Genomic DNA, 16,268 nt, shown 5'->3' with positions numbered 1-16,268 from the left:
TCAGCAGCCGATCACCCAGTAGGCGGGGCCGGTCTGCTTGAGGGTGCTCGTGTAGAAGGTGTTGTACAGGCCCATCCGCTGGTTGCTGCCCAGCGCGTAGGCGTAGCCGCCGGACTGGTAGGCGCGGCCGGCCGTGACGTGCGCGTAGTTGCTGGCGGTCACGCAGACCGGCGCGGTCGTCGGGGTCGGGCTCGGGGTCGGGGTCGGCGAGGGTGACGCGGTCGCCGTCGGGGTCGGGCTGGGCGTGCTCCCGCCGTTCAAGCCGAAGAAGAGCGCGTCGCGGTAGGTCGAGCAGATGGTGTCCAGGAAGTACGCCCCGGCGGTGCCGCACTGGTCGGCCGCCGAGCCCGGGTCGACCGGGGTGCCGTGGCCCATGCCGGAGACCCGGTAGAGCCGCACCTGGTCACTGCCGTACACCTCCAGGCTGGTGCCGGCCGGCAGCGAGGCGGTGCTGGTCGGGGTCTGGGAGACGCCCAGCACGTTGGTCCACTGGTCCCGCGACTCGGCGGCGTTCAGCGGCGCGACCGTCGTGTCCGAGGTGCCGTGCCAGATGGCCACCCGGGGGCGCTTGCCGGTGTAGCCGGCGTACGCGTTGCGGACCAGGTCCCCCCACTGCGCCGGGGTCTTGTCCACGCCCGGGTTCATGCAGCTGAAGGCGTTGGTCATGCTGGTGGCGCAGCGGTAGGGGAGGCCGGCGATCACCGAGCCGGCGGCGAAGACGTCCGGGTAGGTGGCGAGCATGACGGCGCTCATCGCCGCGCCCGCGGACAGGCCGCTCACGTAGACCCGGCTGCCGTCGACGGAGTAGTTGGCCTTGGCGTAGTCGACCATCTGCTTGACCGACAGCGCCTCGCCCTGGCCCCGGGCGGTGTCCCCGGTCTCGAACCAGTTGAAGCAGGAGTTGGCGTTGTTGGCCGAGGGCTGCTGCGGCACGATCAGCGCGAACTTCCACTGGTCGGCGTACTTCTGCCAGCCGGAGTTGGTGAAGTAGGTCGTGGCGTTCTGGGTGCAGCCGTGCAGCAGCACCACGGCGGGGGCGTTGGCCGGCAGGCCGTCCGGGCGGTAGGCGTACATGGCCAGGTTGCCGGGGTTCGAGCCGAAGCCGGTGACCTGGGTGAGCGTGGCGGCCTGCGCGGGCAGAGCGGCGACGAGGACGGTGGCCGCGGCGAGCACGACCCCGGCCGCCACCCCGGCCAGGCGGGTGAGAAGGGATGAGGAGCGGCGCACGGCGACCTCCTGACGGCGAATTGTGAACTGGGTCACCTTCGAGTTGCCGCGACGTTACGTCCGTGTTTCACGCCCCGGAATGGCCGCGGCTCACACATTCATGAACGCCGAAGTGTGCTGATGGCTTTGTGCCCACCGGGTTTCGTGTCTGACCGGCGTGTCCAGGTCCGGTTGGTAACGTCCGCTGCGTGCCGTCCTCCCCGTCCCTGGCCACCGGCCCGTCGACCGCGCCCGCTTCCCGGAACCGGCGCGCCGACCTGCTGCTGGTGCTCGCCGCGGTGGCGCTGGCCCTCTGGGTGACCAGCGGGCTGTGGCGGGACCCGAACACCCGCACGATCACCGTGAACTCCAGCGACCAGGCCCTGTTCGAGTGGCTGCTGGCCTTCGGCGGCCACGCCGTGACCCACGGGGAGAACCCGTTCTTCACCCACCTGATCAACGTCCCGGACGGGGTGAACCTGGCGGTCAACACCTCGATCACCGCGTACGCGGTGGTCTTCGCGCCGCTGACGTACCTCGTCGGGCCGCCGGCGACGTTCCTGGTGATCCTCACGCTCAACCTCGCGGCCACCGCGGTGGCCTGGTACTGGCTGCTCAGCCGGCACCTCGTCACCAGCCGGCTGGCCGCCGGGGTGGGCGGGCTCTTCATCGCCTACTGCCCCGCCATGGTGTCGCACGCCAACGCGCACCTGAACTGGACCGCCGGCTGGCTGGTGCCGCTGCTCATCTGGGGCGTGCTCCGGCTGCGCCGCCCCGGCCGGGCGATCCTCGGCGGGGTGGTGCTCGGCGTGCTGGTGGCGGTCGCCTTCTCGATCGCCGCCGAGGGGCTCTTCTTCACGGCGCTGGCGGTCGCGCTGTTCCTGCTGGTGTGGGCACTGCACCCGGTACGCCGGGCCGAGGTACGGGAGGCGCTGCCCAGCTTCCTGCGCGGGCTCGGGGTGACCGCGCTCGTCTCCGGGGTGCTGCTGGCGTACCCGCTGTGGCTGCACTTCGCCGGGCCGCAGCGGTTCCACGGGACCGGCTTCGACCCGCTCATCCACTCCGAGGACATCGCCGCGTACGGGTCGTACCCGCGGCGGTCGCTGGCCGGCTGGGCCGGGCTCGGCACCTCCCTCGCGCCCAACCCGACCGAGGAGAACTCCTTCTTCGGCATCCCGCTGCTGCTGCTCGCCGTGGCCTGCTTCGCCCTGCTCTGGCGGCGCGCCGACCGGGCGTTCCGGGCCACGCTCACCGCGCTCGGGGTGACCGCCGTGGTCTTCGCGGTGCTCTCCTGGGGGCCCACGGCCAAGTGGAACGGCCGGCGCACCGACCAGCTGCTGCCGTTCGGGGTGCTGGACAACCTGCCGGTGATCAACGCGGCGCTGCCCTCCCGGCTGGCCCTGGTGGTGGCCCCGGTGATCGGGCTGCTGCTGGCGTACACGGTCGACGCGCTGCGCGCCCGGCCGCCCCGGCACCGCGCCACCGCGCTGGCCTGGGCGCTCGGCTTCACCGCCGCGCTGCTGCCGCTGCTGCCCACCCCGCTGCTGACCCACGATCGGGAGCCGGTGCCCGCGTTCATCACCACCGGCGCCTGGCAGCGCTACGTCTCCCCCGGCGGGGTGCTCACCCCGCTGCCGCTGACCGTGGACCTCTATCCGGACGGCCAGCGCTGGCAGGCGTACGCCCTGGCGCACCGGCAGGGCGAGTTCCGCATCCCGGCCGGCTTCTTCCTCGGCCCGGGCGGGCCGGACGGCCGGGGCCGGATCGGCCCGGTGCCGCGTACGTTCAGCGCACTCATGGACCAGGCCGGCCGGACCGGGCTGGTGCCGATCGTCACCGAGGGCAGCATCCGGGAGTCCCGGGCCGACCTGCGCTACTGGGGGGTCGAGACGGTGGTGCTGGCCGACCGGGTGCACGGGGCGAAGTTCGACGTCGACGAGGACGCGATCCGCCGCACCGCCACGGCCCTGCTCGGCCCGCCCGAGCGGGTCGAGGACGTCTGGGTGTGGCGGGTCCCGCCGTCCTGACCGCCGCGATCGTGCGGTAGCCGCCCCGGCATCGGGTGCGGATCCCGCGAACCGGCGGCCGGAAGTGCAAGGTCGCGCGGGAGGGCGACGAGGCTCACGCGGACCGACCGGCGCCGTCAGGACTAGGGTGGAGCCGTGAGCGTGACGACATCCGGGTTGAGTGCCGTGCGTGCCGGGCTGCTGGAGTACCAGGCCGCCTGGGACGAGCAGCGCCGGCTGCACGAGGCCGTGGTGGCCGGCGAGCGGGGCGACACCGTGCTGCTGCTGGAGCACCCCAGCGTCTACACCGCAGGCAAGCGGACCGAGCCGTGGGACCGGCCGATGGACGGCACCCCGGTGGTCGACGTCGACCGCGGCGGCAAGATCACCTGGCACGGGCCGGGGCAGCTGGTCGGCTACCCGATCGTCAAGCTGCCCGACCCGGTCGACGTGGTGGCGTACGTCCGGCGCACCGAGCAGCTCCTGATCGACGTCTGCGCCGAGTTCGGGCTGGCCGCGGGCCGGGTCGAGGGGCGCAGCGGCGTCTGGGTGCCGGAGGACGACCGGGGTCCGGCCCGCAAGGTGGCCGCCATCGGCATCCGGGTGGCCCGGGGCGTCACCCTGCACGGCTTCGCGATCAACTGCGACTGCGACCTGACGTACTACGACCGGATCGTCCCGTGCGGCATCCGCGACGCCGGCGTCACCTCGCTCACCGCCGAGCTGGGCCGCCCGATCACCGTCGCCGACGTGCTGCCGGTGGTCGAGCGGCACCTGCCGACCCTGGTCACGGTCCAGGACTGACCGGGTGCGGATCGATCTCGTCACCCTGGTCGTCGCCGACTACGACCCGGCGATCGCCTTCTTCACCGAGGTGCTGGGCTTCGAGCTGGTGGAGGACAAGCCGTCGCTGACCAACGACGGCCGGCCGAAGCGCTGGGTGGTGGTCCGCCCGCCGGGCGGCGGGACCGGGCTGCTGCTGGCCCGCGCCGACGGGGAGCGGCAGGCCGGCGCCGTGGGTGACCAGACCCACGGCCGGGTCGGCTTCTTCCTCCAGGTCGACGACTTCGACGCCACCTACCGGCGGATGGTCGACGCGAAGGTCGAGTTCGTGAAGCCTCCGCGCACCGAGCCGTACGGCCGGGTCGCCGTCTTCCGCGACCTCGCCGGCAACCCCTGGGACCTGCTCGGTCCCGCCTGACGAGGAGAGGACCCCGATGACCGACGTGATGTCGACCCAGCACCGGATCGCCGAGGAGCTCCAGGTGCCGGCGACCTTCGACGCCGCCGAGGAGATCGAGCGCCGGGTCGTCTTCCTCGCCGACCGCCTGGTCGACACCGGCCTCACCACGCTGGTCCTGGGCATCAGCGGCGGCGTCGACTCGACCACGGCCGGCCGGCTCTGCCAGCTCGCGGCGGAACGGGCCCGCGCCGCCGGTCACCCGGCCGCCTTCCTCGCCATGCGCCTGCCGTACGGGGTGCAGGCCGACGAGCACCACGCCCAGGCGGCGCTGGCGTTCATCCGTCCGGACCGGGTGCTCACCGTCGACGTCAAGCCGGCCGCCGACGCCGCCCTGGCCGCGCTGGTCGCCGCCGGGCTGACCTTCCGCGACGACGCCCAGCAGGACTTCGTGCTCGGCAACGTCAAGGCCCGGCAGCGCATGATCGCCCAGTACGCGGTGGCCGGCGCCGAGGCCGGGCTGGTGGTCGGCACCGACCACGCCGCCGAGGCGGTCACCGGCTTCTTCACCAAGCACGGCGACGGTGCGGCGGACCTGGTCCCGCTGACCGGCCTGACCAAGCGGCGGGTGCGGGCGCTGGCTGCGGCGCTCGGCGCGCCCGCCGAGCTGGTCGGCAAGGCGCCCACGGCCGACCTGGAGACCCTGGCCCCGGGCAAGCTCGACGAGGACGCCCTCGGCCTGGCCTACGAGCACATCGACGACTACCTGGAGGGCCGGCCGGTGCCGGCCGGGGTGGAGGCGGCGCTGGTGGCCCGCTACCGCGCCACCGACCACAAGCGCCGGCTCCCGATCGCGCCCTAGATGTCGGGGCCGGCGGGCGGGCCGGCGGCGAACCGCGACCGCAACCACGGCTCGCAGAGCACGATCGCGCCGCCGACGATCCCGCCGATGACCGTCTCCACGCCCCGGTCGTAGAGCAGCTGCCCGGCCGGCCGGGCCACCGCGAGCTGCCCCATGAGCAGCGCCATCGGGGTGATGAACAGCAGCGCCAGCCCGTAGTTGCGGCCCACCAGCAGCTCGGTGACGATCTGGAGCACCGCGACCACCAGCACGACGGCGTACGGCGACAGCGCCGGGGCGAGCAGCACCGCGCTGGTCAGCAGCCCGAGCAGCGTGCCGAGGATCCGGTGCGCGGCACGGACCAGCTGGGCGGTGACCCCCGCCGCGCTGAGCGGGGCGACCGCCGCCACCATCGCCCAGTACGGGTGGCCGATCCCGACGGCGGTCGCCACGCCCCCGGCGAGCACCACGGCCAGGGCGTAGCGCACCGGCTGCCAGGTCCACACGTGCGCGAGCCGGGCCGGGCGGCTGCGCTGCCGCCGCAGCACGCTGCCCACGCTGCCGACCAGCAGCGAGAACAGGGCGCTCGCCCCGGCCAGCGCGGCGGCGACCGGCACGTCCGACACGGCGTGCGGCGCCGAGGCCACCGCGCCGAACGCGAACACCAGGAACAGCGGCCCCGGCGGGTGCCAGTCCTGCGCGGCGGCCAGCACGGCGCCCAGCGCCGCGACGGCCGACGCCACCGGCACCGCGACCCACTCCCGGGACGGCAGCGCCCCGACCAGCACGCCGAGGACGACCGTCGCGGTGAGGGCCGCTCCGGCGCTGGCCTGCATGGCGGCCCGGGAGAGGTGCACGTGGTTGCGGCCGTAGAGCGAGGTGAACGCCCCGAAGACCGCGTACACCGACCAGCCGGGCCGGCCGGCCGCGAGCACCGCGAGCAGCGGCACGAGGACGCTGACCCCGGCCCGCAGCGCGACCCGGTGTGCGCCGGGCGCGGGCCGCACGTGCAGCAGGCCGCGCAGCGTCGCCCGCATCTGCTCGCCCATGCCGCCCCTCACCTCCCGGCCGCCGCCGCGACCCGGGGTACCCGGATCGCGGCGGCGTGATCCCCGGTCAGGGGGTGAGCCGGTGCAGGTCCCGCGGGAAGGCGGTCACCTCGCGCACGTTGGCCGCGCCGGTGAGCCGGGCGACGAAGCGTTCCAGCCCGATGGCGAAGCCACCGTGCGGCGGCATGCCGTGCCGGAACGCGTCCACGTACCCGGCGTACGGCTCGACCGGCTCGCCGCGGGCCGCCAGGGCGGCCAGGTAGTCCTCGTGGCGGTGCAGCCGCTGCCCTCCGGTGACCAGCTCCATCCCCCGGAACAGCAGATCGAAGCCGTTGGAGTACGCGGGCCGGGCCGGGTCCGGGTGGGTGTAGAACGGCCGCTTCGCCATCGGGTACCCGGTCACGAAGAGGAAGTCCGATCCGTGCTCGCGGCGCGCCCACTCGCCCAGCGCCCGCTCGTGCGCCGGGGCGAGGTCCGGCTCGTCGGCCGGGGCCCCGGCGATCTTCAGCGCCTCGGTGAAGTGCACGGCCGGGATCTCGGCGGGCACCTCGGGCAGGGCCAGGTCCAGGGTGGCGAGCGCCCCGCCGGCCCGTACGGCCACCTCGGCCAGCATCCCGGCGAGGGTCTCCCGCAGCACGGCCATCACGTCCCGGTGGTCGGCGACGAAGCCCAGCTCGACGTCGAGCGAGGTGTACTGGGCCAGGTGCCGGACGGTGTCGTGCGGCTCGGCGCGGAACACCGGCCCGACCTCGTACACCCGCTCGAAGACGCCGACCATGAGCTGCTTGTAGAACTGCGGCGACTGGGCCAGGTACGCCGGCCGGCCGAACCAGTCCAGCGCGAACACGTTCGCCCCGCTCTCGGTGGACGAGGCGACCACCTTCGGGGTGTGGATCTCCACGAACCCGCGGGCGTCCAGGGCGGCCCGGAAGCCGGCCACCGCCGCCGCCGAGATCCGCAGCGCCGCCGAGCGGGTCGGGTGGCGCAGCGCGGTCGGCGCGTGGTCGAGTTGGGTGGGCAGGGTGGCGGTGAGCACCGGCCGGTACAGGTCGAACGGCGGCGGGACGGCGGGCGGGCCGAGCGGCCGTACCGCCGGGTCGGCCAGCTCGACCCTGGCGGGCGCGGTGGCGTTCGCGACCACCGTGCCGGTGACCTCGACGACGGTCTCCTCGGGCAGCGACTCGACGGCCGCGCGCACGGCGGCGTCGGTGACGACCACCTGGGCCAGACCGGCGGCGTCCCGGACGATCAGGAAGGCCACCGACTTGAGCAGCCGGCGGCGGTGCACCCAGCCGGCGATCCGCACGGTCGCGCCGACATGGTGGTTGAGCTGGGAGGACAGGATGCGTTGCACGGCGGTTACCTCCTCGATCAATCGCAACGCGATCCCCGGGAGGTGTGGGCGAGCGGGAAACCTCGCGGTGCCACCACACCTTTACCTCCGCCGAAGCGGAGGCCTCGTTCGTCGCCTTTTCACCGGGGCCAGCCGGGCGGGTTCTACTAGGCAGGGCGCCGTTCTTCCCGCAGCTCGGGAGGGTCTTCACGCACCGGCGCCAGACCGCCTCTCAGCAACCGGCGGCTCTCTGCGCTGGCGGATCGGCGCGCTACTCGGCTCCGTCGCAGCTCTGCCCGGCACGCTAGCACCCTTCCCTGGCACGTGTGACGGGGATTTCTGACGGCTGGTGTCCGGTGTCACATGGTTCGCGGCGTGACGCCCGTCGCCCGACGTTCATCGACGGCCACCGACCGGCGTAGGCTCGCTTTTGTGACGATCGAGCACTCCGCGCCGACGACTGAGCAGGCAGCGCGCACCGCGACGGTCGCCCCCGAGGGGCGGCGCATGCTGCGGATCGAGGCGCGCAACGCCGAGACGCCGATCGAGCGCAAGCCGCCGTGGATCAAGGTCAAGGCCAAGATGGGCCCGGAGTACACCCAGCTGCGCGGGCTCGTCTCGCGCGAAGGGCTGCACACCGTGTGCCAGGAGGCCGGCTGCCCCAACATCTACGAGTGCTGGGAGGACCGGGAGGCCACCTTCCTCATCGGTGGTGACCAGTGCACCCGGCGCTGCGACTTCTGCCAGATCGACACCGGCAAGCCCGCCGAGTTCGACGCCGACGAGCCCCGCCGGGTCGCCGAGTCCGTCGCCGCGATGGGCCTGCGCTACGCCACCATCACCGGCGTGGCCCGCGACGACCTGCCCGACGGCGGCGCCTGGCTCTACGCCGAGACGGTCCGGCAGATCCACGCCCTCCAGTCCGGCTGCGGCGTCGAGCTGCTGATCCCCGACTTCAACGCGGTGCCCGAGCAGCTCGCCGAGGTCTTCGGGTCCCGCCCCGAGGTGCTGGCCCACAACGTGGAGACCGTGCCGCGGATCTTCAAGCGGATCCGCCCGGCGTTCCGCTACGAGCGCTCCCTCGACGTGATCCGCCAGGCGCGCGCCGACGGCCTGGTCACCAAGAGCAACCTGATCCTCGGCATGGGCGAGGAGCGGGCCGAGGTCTCCCAGGCGCTGCGCGACCTGCACGAGGCCGGCTGCGAGCTGATCACCATCACGCAGTACCTGCGCCCCTCCCCCCGGCACCACCCGGTCACCCGCTGGGTCAAGCCGGAGGAGTTCGTCGAGCTGCGCGAGGAGGCCGAGGAGATCGGCTTCGCCGGCGTGATGAGCGGCCCGCTGGTCCGCTCGTCGTACCGGGCCGGGCGGCTCTACCAGCAGGCGCTCGCCGCCCGCGACGAGGTCGTCGCCGCCGGCTGAGGCCGGCCGTCCACCGCGTCACGCACCGCCGGCCGCCCGCCGGATGCCATGATCCCAGGGATGACCGCCGGGGTACGCCAGGAGCCACGCGAGGCCACCCGCCCGCGTACACCCCGGCGTACCCGGCTGCCGGCGCTGCTCGCCCTGCTGGTCGGGTGCGCCGGGATCGGCTACCGGCTGGCCCTGCTGCTCGCCGACGCGCCGCCCAGCAACAGCGACGAGGCGACCATGGGGCTGGCCGCCCTGCACATTGCCCGCGCCGAGGACTTCCCGGTCTGGTTCTACGGCCAGGCGTACATGGGCACGCTGGAGGCGTACCTGGCCGCGCCGCTGGTCGCCCTGGCCGGGCCGTCGGTGCTCACCCTCCGGCTGCCGACCCTCGCCCTGTACGCCCTCTTCCTCGCCCTGTCCTGGCGGCTCACCCGCCGGCTCGGCGGCGACCGCTGGTACGCCCTGCTGGTCGTCGCCGTACTCGCGCTCGGCTCGGACCGGGTGGTCAAGAACCAGCTCATCGCCGGCGGCGGCTACCCGGAGCTGAACCCGGCCGGGGCGGCGCTGGCGCTGCTCACGGTGGGGCTGTGCGCAGGCGGGCCGGGCGCGCGGCTGCCTCTTCGGGCGGCCGCGTCCCCAAAGCGGGGGCGGCTGCTGCGCTGGGCGGGCTGGGGGTTCGTCTCCGGGTTGCTGCTCTGGGTCGACCCGCTGATCCTGCCGTTCGTGCTGGTGCTCGGCGCGGTGCTGGTGGGGTGGCGCCGGCGGGAGCTGGCCGGGCGGGCCGGGGCAGCCCTGGCTGGAGGGCTGCTGCTCGGCGCGGCGCCGATGCTGCTGGACAGCCTCCGGCACGGCCGCGACCCGCTCGCCGCCGTGCTGGCGGCCAGCGGCGCCGACGAGGTGGCGAGCTGGGGCGAGCGGCTGTACGGAGGCCTGGTGCTCGGCCCACCCCTGGCCATGGGCTTCTGCTCCCCCGGCCACTGCACCGGTTGGCAACTCTGGTGGGCGCCGACGTTCCTCGTCCTGCTGCTGCTCGCCGCGGTCGCCGCCGGGCGCACCCTCCGCCGGCCGGTCCCGCCGGTCCCGCCCGCGGTAGCGGCGGACCGGCGGGTGTCGGCGGCGGTCCGGCTCGCGCTGCTCGCGGGGGCGGCGGCGGTGCTGGCCGCCTACGCGGCGAGTAACGCGGCCGGGCGGACGCCGAGCGAAAGCGCCCGTTACCTCTCCGTCCTGGCGGTCGCCACGCCGGCGCTGCTCTGGCCGCTCTGGCAGGCCGCCCGTCGACTTGCACCCCGCCAGCCCGGCGAGCGGGAGTCGATCAATCCGGGCTCGGGGGGCCGGACATGGACCCGGGTGGCCGGGGTGGCGGCGGTCGCCGTGCTGGCCGGGATGCTCGGCACCGGGGCGGTCGCGACGGCCGGCGCGGTCGGGACCGTGCCGGCCACCCACGCCGAGGCCGACCGGCACCGGGTGCTCGTCGACGCCCTCGGCGACCTGAGCCTGCGCCACGTCCGCGCCGGCTACTGGACCTGCAACCGGCTCGCCTTCGCCAGCGGCGAGGAGGTGCGCTGCGCGGTGGTCGACGACGAGCTGCGCCCCGGGTTCGACCGCCTGCCGGAATACCGGCGAGCGGTGGACGCCGACCCCGGCGCGGCCTGGGTGGCCCCGGCCGGGTCGCCGCTGGCCGCCCGGCTCGACGAGCGGCTCGGGCCCGGGCCGGGCGCACTCAGGGTCATCGACGTCACGGGCTGGCGGATCTACCTGCCCCGCCGCTGAGCCGGAGTGGCGGGCGGCGCCGGGTCGAGCAGGCCGAGGCGGTGGGCCAGCGCGGCGGCCTCCACCCGGTTGGTCACGTCCAGCTTGGCGATGATCCGGGACACGTGCACGCTCGCCGTCTTCGGCGAGATGAAGAGCCGCTCGGCGATCCGGCTGTTGCTGTGCCCCTCGGCCACCAGCCGGAGCACCTCCTGCTCGCGGCTGGTCAGCAGGTCCGGGCCGGGGCGGCCGGCGCCGCGCAGCCCGACCCGCCGGGCCAGGGTGGCGGCCTGCTCGCCCAGCGGGGCGGCGCCGAGCCGGGTGGCGATGTCCGCGGCCTCACGGACGGCAGCGGCGACCTCGTCCCGCTCGCCGGCCGCCGCGGCGGTCTCGGCGAGCGCGAGCAGGGCCCGGCCCAGCGGGTACGGCTGCCCGACCGCGCGCCACCGCGCCACGGCCGTCCGCCAGGCCGGCAGCGCCCCATCCGGCGGCCGGGCGGGCCCGCCGCGACGGTCAGCGGCCGCACCGGGCCGCTCGCCGGAGGATCCGGACAGCTCGGCCGGAGCGGGGAACGCGCCGTCGGCGGCGGGGGCGACGCCGGTGAGGATCGCGGTGACCTGGGCGGCGTGCGCCTCCTCCGCCGGATAACGGGCGGGCAGCGCGGCGGCCACCGCGGACGCCTCGGCGGCCAGCCCGGCGTCGCCGGCCAACGCGGCGGCGCGGGCCACCGCGCTGAGTACCGGCCAGCCCTCGCGGGGCAGGTCGACCAGGCGCTCGTCGGCCAGGGCGGCCCGGCTCGCGGCGAGCGCCGCCACCTTGTCGTCCGCCGCCAGGGCGGCCTCGATGCGCAGTTCGCGCAGCGGCAGCCGGTGGTTCGGCCAGAGGTAGGGCCGGGCCAGGAAGGCCAGTGCCCGGCCGACCAGCTCGTCGGCGGCGGGATGCGCCCGGGCCAGCCGCAGCCCGGCCCGGAGCTGGAGCCAGTGCAGCCCGGAGACGCCCGGCGGGTCGATCCGGGACGCCTCGGCGCAGGCCGCGTCGGCCTCGTCCCAGCGACCCAGCGCGATGAGCGCCTCGGCCCGGTTCGACAGCAGGTACGCCCCGGTGGATCGGCTGATCCCCACCCGGCGCGCCTCGCTGACCCCGGCCGCGGCGGCCTCCTCGCTCTCGGCGTACCGGCCCAGCTCGTAGAGCACGTCGGAGAGGTAGACCAGGGCGCTGACCAGCGCCGGGGCGTTGCCGGTGGCCCGGGCCAGGGCCTCGGCCCGGCGCAGCTCGGCCAGCCCCAGATCGGGTGCCTTGTCGGTGCGGCAGAGCAGGGCGATCCGGGTGGGCAGCAGGGCGACGTCCTCGCCGACCGCCTCGGCCGCGGCCATCGCCTCGTCGGCGACCGAGGCGGCCTGCTCGGGGTCGATCTTGACCAGGTGCGCCGCGATGTCGGCGAGCAGCCGCACCCGCTCCGGCGTGTCCGGCACCCCGGCCGCCAGCCGGTACGCCTCGCGTACCTCGGCGGTGCCGTCGCTCTTGCCGAGCAGGGCGAGGTGCCGGCCGCGCCGGTAGAGCAGGCCGGCGGCGCGCAGCGGCTCGGCGGCGCTGTCCACCTCGGCCAGCCCGGCCCGGGTCAGGGTGAGCGCCCGGTTGTAGTCGCCGGCCGTGGTGGCCGCCGCGAGGGTCTCCTCCAGCACCCGCAGGTGGTCCATGCCCAGCCGGTCGGCGGCGTCGGGCACCAGCTCCCACAGTTCGAGGACCCGTTCCAGCAGCCGGCTCTGCTCGGCGTACGCGTAGCGGTCAGCCGCGGCAGCGGCGGCGGTCCGGGCGGCGAGCAGGGCGCGCGGGTGGTCGTGTGCCGCGTACCAGTGGTGGGCGATCTCGGCCGGGGCGCGGCCGGCGGCCACCAGGTGCGGCTGCGCCTCGATCGCGGCGGCGTACCGGGCATGCAGCCGGGCGTGCTCGCCCGGGAGCAGGTCGTCGTGGACCGCCTCGCGGACCAGCGCGTGCCGGAACTCGTAGTCGCCGTCCGGGTCGGCCACCACGAGCTGGCCGGCCACGGCGGCGCGCAGCGCGTCCTCCAGCTCGGCCTCGGGCAGGCCGGCCACCTCGGCGAGCAGCTGATGGGCGAAGCGGGTGCCGCCGGCGGCGGCGATCCGCAGCACCCGCTGGGCCGGCTCGGGCAGCCGGTCCACCCGGGCCAGCAGCAGGTCGCGCAGCGTCTCCGGCAGCACCGCACAGCCGACCGGGTCGCCGGCCGCGGCCAGCTCCTCGATGAAGAACGGGTTGCCCTGGGTACGCCCGTGCACGTCGTCGACGGCGCGGGACGCCGGTTCGACGCCGAGCAGGTCGGCGAGGACGGCGGCGGTACCGTCCCGGTCCAGCCGGCCCAGCTCGACCCGGTCCACTCCCCGGGCCCGGTCCAGCTCGGCGAGGAAGGGGCGCAGCGGGTGCCCGCGGTGCAGCTCGTCGGTGCGGTAGGTGCAGACCAGCAGCAGCCGGGTGGCCCGGGCGGCGCGGACCAGGAAGCCGATCAGGTCGCGGGTGGACCGGTCGGCCCAGTGCAGGTCCTCGATCAACAGCACCAGCGGCCGCTCCTCGGCGAGCCGCCGGAACAGGTCGGCGACCAGGTCGAACAGGTAGCCGCGCGGGGTGTCGGAGACGGGCAGCCCGGCCGGCGCGGCGACCCCGGCCGGCACCCGGGCCAGCTCGGGCAGCAGCCGGGCGAACTCGGCCTCGTAGCCGGCGAAGGCGGCCGGGCCGTCGTGACGCAGCACGTCGCGCAGCGCGGCGGCGAACGGCGCGAAGGGCAGGCCGGCCTCGCCGAGCTCCAGGCACTGGCCGACGAGCAGCCGCGCGCCGGTCGCGGAGGCGTGCACGCCGAACTCCTCCAGCAGCCGGGTCTTGCCGACCCCGGCCTCACCGCCCACCAGGACGGTCGCCGGGTCCCCGGCGCGGGCCCGGCCGAGGGCCTCGCGCAGCCCGGTCAGCTCGGACTGGCGGCCGACGAGGACGGTGCTGGCGGCGCGTGCGGTCACGCCGTCGAGCATGCCATGACGCACGCCCGCACCGGCCCGGCCGACCGGCCCGTTCCCCGCCGGCCCGGCCGCCCCCGTGACGGCCGGACCAACGTTGTGGGAACCCGAACCGGCCGCACCAATCCCGTCAGAGACGGCCGGACCAACGCTGTGGGAACCAGACCCGGCCGCACCAATCCCGTCAGAGACGGCCGGACCGACGTTGTGGGAACCCGACCCGGCCGGACCGGCGGGAACGGAGCCCGCCCCGGCCGCACCGCTCCGGTCGGCGACGGCCGGGGTGGGTGGGTCCGGGGCGGGCGGCGTGGTGGTCGGGGGCGCCGGCAGCGCCGGGGCGGTCACCGGCGGGTGTCGGAGACGCGGGCGGCGTGCTGCCGGCGGCCCAGCCAGCCGCGCGGGTGGCGGCGGGGCAGGGACCGGGCGAGCCGGTCGCGGGCCGCGTCGGCCTGCAGCTCGGAGGCGTGGCTGCGGTGGATGCTGAGGAGCAGGTCTGCGTCGTTGCCGAACATCTCGGTTCTCCTGTCGTGCGGTGTCTCTCGCTGTCGACATCGACTTTCCGCGCGAAGGTGCCCCCGGGGCATGGGTGCGCTGCCTGATCTTCGGCCGTTCCCCCTCCTTACCCGGGGGCCTCAGCGGCCCGGCGGCGACGTAAGGTACTCAGCCGCGCGGCGGAGGGCGGCCACGGATCAACGGGCCGGGCGACGACCACTAGACTCTGCGGCATGGCAAAGCCCCAGGAGAAGGTCTCGTTCGGCCAGCGGCTGAAGCAGATCGGGATGGTGTTCCAGTTCACCGCCAAGCAGGACCGGTGGTTCGCGCCGCTGACCGCGGCGGCGGTGCTGATTCCGCTCGCGCTCACCGTGGTCGCGGTGCTCCTCTGGGGTTGGATCTGGCTGCCGATCGGCATCCTGTTCATCCTGCTCGCCGTGCTGATCGTGCTCAACCTGCGGTCCAACAAGGCGATGATGAACGCCGCCGAGGGGCAGCCGGGCGCCGCGGCCCAGATCATGGAGAGCATGCGCGGCGACTGGCGGGTCACCCCGGCGGTCAGCTCCACCACGCAGATGGACATGGTGCACCTGGTGATCGGCCGGCCGGGCGTGATCCTGCTGGCCGAGGGCAACCCGCAGCGGGTGCGCGGCCTGCTCGGCCAGGAGAAGCGCCGGCTGGCCAAGGTGATCGGTTCCGCCCCGCTGCACGACTACGTGATCGGGCAGGGCGAGGGCGAGCTGCCGATCCGCAAGCTGCGGATGACCCTGATGCGGCTGCCCCGCAGCCTCGCCCCCAAGGACGTCAACGCTCTCGACAAGCGGCTCAAGGCGCTCACCGCCCGCCCGCAGATGCCCAAGGGCGCGATCCCGAAGAACATGCGGCCGCCGCGGGGCGCGTTCCGCCAGACCCGGGGTCGCTGACCCCCGTCGTACGCGAGAAGGAGCCGGTCCCGCGCGGGGCCGGCTCCTTCGTCGTCTGTGCCCGGGTCAGCGGCGGGTGGGGCGGGGAGCGTCGGCGACGACCGACCCGGTGAGCCGGTCGTGCAGGCCGCGCCGGTGCCCGTCCATGATCAGGGCGGGCACCACGAGGGCCAGCAGCACGCCGCGCAGCAGCGCCCGGATCAGCCCTATCCGGCCCCCGTCGGCCCAGGACACGCAGCGGATCCGGGTGATGTACATGCCGGGGGTCTGGGCGAAGAGGCCGAGGAAGAAGCCGTACTCCAGGATCAGCACCAGGACCGGCGCCCAACCGTCGCGGACCGGGTCGGCGAAGAGGTTGGCGATCAGCAGGCAGAGCACCCAGTCGATGATCAGCGCGCCGAAGCGGCGGCCGATGCTCGGGGGCGTGAAGGTCGGGTCCGCGGCGGGCGGCACCGGCGCGGCGGCGGTATCGGTCACAGCGGCCAGGGTAGCCAGCGGCCGGCCCACGGCCGGGAGCGCCGCGGCGGGCCGGGGTGTGGATCACTGCCCGGGTACGCCGCTTCGGCACGCAGCGGGAAACTGGACCAAACCCATCAAACAGCGCAAGAGTGGAGCAGCGGGTACGGTCGAACGGCGAGCCGGAGGCGGCTGATCGGCCAGGATGACGCTCCGCGAGGGACGTAACACGGCGGAAACAGAGGAGACACGGCCGGGCAACCCCGCGGCCATAGCGTCGCCAGGTAGACAGCGACCGGAGTGGACCCGCCAGGAGGACCTGTGTTCGCCAATCCCGAGGAACTGCTGCGTTACCTCAAGAACGAGGACGTGAAGTTCGTCGACGTTCGTTTCTGTGACCTGCCCGGCGTGATGCAGCACTTCAACCTGCCGGTCGAGTCGGTCGACGACAGCCTGTTCACCGACGGCCTCGCCTTCGACGGCTCGTCGATCCGCGGCTTCCAGGCGATCCACGAGTCGGACATGCTGCTGCTGCCCGACGTGGCGACCGCGTTCATCGACCCGTTCCGGGCGCAGAAGACCCTCGCGCTGAACTTCTTC

General features: G+C 74.9%; 14 protein-coding genes. 8 read left to right on the top strand and 6 right to left on the bottom strand.

Annotated elements, in window-relative coordinates:
* Entirely contained in the window at window positions 1–1,227 is a 1,227-nt protein-coding gene (locus ABZW14_RS04080; protein WP_355339474.1) for a PHB depolymerase family esterase, read from the bottom strand.
* Window positions 1,228–1,415: 188 nt separating this feature from the next.
* Between ABZW14_RS04080 and ABZW14_RS04075 the strand changes: the two genes are divergently transcribed.
* The 4 genes from ABZW14_RS04075 (at window position 1,416) to nadE (ending at window position 5,254) form a co-directional block, all read left to right on the top strand.
* Window positions 1,416–3,233 carry a DUF2079 domain-containing protein gene (locus ABZW14_RS04075; protein ID WP_355339471.1) on the top strand — a complete coding sequence of 606 codons (1,818 nt, stop codon included), beginning with the start codon at window positions 1,416–1,418 and terminating at the stop codon, window positions 3,231–3,233.
* A gap of 135 nt (window positions 3,234–3,368) precedes the next feature.
* Window positions 3,369–4,016, top strand: a complete 648-nt coding sequence (gene lipB / locus ABZW14_RS04070) for a lipoyl(octanoyl) transferase LipB (protein WP_355339468.1) — start codon at window positions 3,369–3,371, stop codon at window positions 4,014–4,016.
* Window positions 4,017–4,020: 4 nt separating this feature from the next.
* Window positions 4,021–4,413, top strand: coding sequence for a VOC family protein (locus tag ABZW14_RS04065; protein ID WP_355339464.1), 393 nt, complete (start codon window positions 4,021–4,023; stop codon window positions 4,411–4,413).
* A gap of 16 nt (window positions 4,414–4,429) precedes the next feature.
* Entirely contained in the window at window positions 4,430–5,254 is an 825-nt protein-coding gene (gene nadE, locus ABZW14_RS04060) for an ammonia-dependent NAD(+) synthetase (RefSeq protein ID WP_355339461.1), read from the top strand.
* Here the strand turns inward: nadE and ABZW14_RS04055 are convergent.
* Together ABZW14_RS04055 and aspS are read right to left on the bottom strand one after the other, a co-directional pair.
* Window positions 5,251–6,282: an FUSC family protein gene (locus ABZW14_RS04055; protein ID WP_355339458.1), complete on the bottom strand. Its 1,032-nt coding sequence runs from the start codon at window positions 6,280–6,282 to the stop codon at window positions 5,251–5,253. The genes nadE and ABZW14_RS04055 overlap by 4 nt on opposite strands.
* Window positions 6,283–6,349: 67 nt before the next feature.
* On the bottom strand, window positions 6,350–7,636 hold the full coding sequence (gene aspS, locus ABZW14_RS04050) for an aspartate--tRNA(Asn) ligase (RefSeq protein WP_355339455.1): 1,287 nt from the start codon (window positions 7,634–7,636) through the stop codon (window positions 6,350–6,352).
* Between the two features lie 342 nt (window positions 7,637–7,978).
* On the opposite strand from aspS, the gene lipA reads away from it, so the two are divergent.
* Together lipA and ABZW14_RS04040 are read left to right on the top strand one after the other, a co-directional pair.
* Complete coding sequence (gene lipA, locus ABZW14_RS04045; protein WP_355339453.1) at window positions 7,979–9,037, top strand: lipoyl synthase; 1,059 nt, start codon at window positions 7,979–7,981, stop codon at window positions 9,035–9,037.
* Between the two features lie 60 nt (window positions 9,038–9,097).
* Window positions 9,098–10,798 carry a DUF423 domain-containing protein gene (locus ABZW14_RS04040; RefSeq protein WP_355339450.1) on the top strand — a complete coding sequence of 567 codons (1,701 nt, stop codon included), beginning with the start codon at window positions 9,098–9,100 and terminating at the stop codon, window positions 10,796–10,798.
* Here the strand turns inward: ABZW14_RS04040 and ABZW14_RS04035 are convergent.
* Window positions 10,780–13,800 (bottom strand): AAA family ATPase, encoded by a 3,021-nt coding sequence (locus ABZW14_RS04035; RefSeq protein ID WP_355339447.1) that lies wholly within the window; start codon window positions 13,798–13,800, stop codon window positions 10,780–10,782. The two genes, ABZW14_RS04040 and ABZW14_RS04035, sit on opposite strands and share 19 nt — an antisense overlap.
* Before the next feature lie 338 nt (window positions 13,801–14,138).
* Window positions 14,139–14,309, bottom strand: a complete 171-nt coding sequence (locus tag ABZW14_RS04030) for a hypothetical protein (protein ID WP_167364328.1) — start codon at window positions 14,307–14,309, stop codon at window positions 14,139–14,141.
* A 213-nt stretch (window positions 14,310–14,522) separates the two neighbouring features.
* On the opposite strand from ABZW14_RS04030, the gene ABZW14_RS04025 reads away from it, so the two are divergent.
* A complete protein-coding gene (locus ABZW14_RS04025; RefSeq protein WP_091268389.1) occupies window positions 14,523–15,212 on the top strand; it encodes a DUF4191 domain-containing protein in 690 nt (229 codons plus the stop codon).
* Window positions 15,213–15,278: 66 nt separating this feature from the next.
* Here ABZW14_RS04025 and ABZW14_RS04020 read toward each other — a convergent pair whose 3' ends face one another.
* The gene (locus ABZW14_RS04020; protein ID WP_355340167.1) at window positions 15,279–15,665 is read right to left on the bottom strand and encodes an RDD family protein; all 387 of its coding nucleotides are present in this window, start codon (window positions 15,663–15,665) and stop codon (window positions 15,279–15,281) included.
* Window positions 15,666–15,989: 324 nt separating this feature from the next.
* Between ABZW14_RS04020 and ABZW14_RS04015 the strand changes: the two genes are divergently transcribed.
* Window positions 15,990–16,268, top strand: a 279-nt coding sequence (locus ABZW14_RS04015; protein WP_355339443.1) for a glutamine synthetase, incomplete at its 3' end; no start/stop codon positions are given.

It is taken from the genome of Micromonospora sp. NPDC004551 (assembly GCF_040609975.1).
In the GTDB taxonomy this organism is placed as follows: Bacteria; Actinomycetota; Actinomycetes; order Mycobacteriales; family Micromonosporaceae; genus Micromonospora.
The sequence above is the reverse complement of the archived record's forward strand: the minus strand, read 5'-3'. Positions and strand labels throughout refer to the sequence as shown.

Bases quoted from the DNA above. Each gene is read 5' to 3' on its own strand.
- nadE (WP_355339461.1), top strand. From the start codon at position 4,430: ATGACCGACGTGATGTCGACCCAGCACCGGATCGCCGAGGAGCTCCAG.
- ABZW14_RS04055 (WP_355339458.1), bottom strand. From the start codon at position 6,282: ATGGGCGAGCAGATGCGGGCGACGCTGCGCGGCCTGCTGCACGTGCGG.
- lipA (WP_355339453.1), top strand. From the start codon at position 7,979: ATGGTTCGCGGCGTGACGCCCGTCGCCCGACGTTCATCGACGGCCACC.
- ABZW14_RS04040 (WP_355339450.1), top strand. From the start codon at position 9,098: ATGACCGCCGGGGTACGCCAGGAGCCACGCGAGGCCACCCGCCCGCGT.
- ABZW14_RS04030 (WP_167364328.1), bottom strand. From the start codon at position 14,309: ATGTTCGGCAACGACGCAGACCTGCTCCTCAGCATCCACCGCAGCCAC.
- ABZW14_RS04025 (WP_091268389.1), top strand. From the start codon at position 14,523: ATGGCAAAGCCCCAGGAGAAGGTCTCGTTCGGCCAGCGGCTGAAGCAG.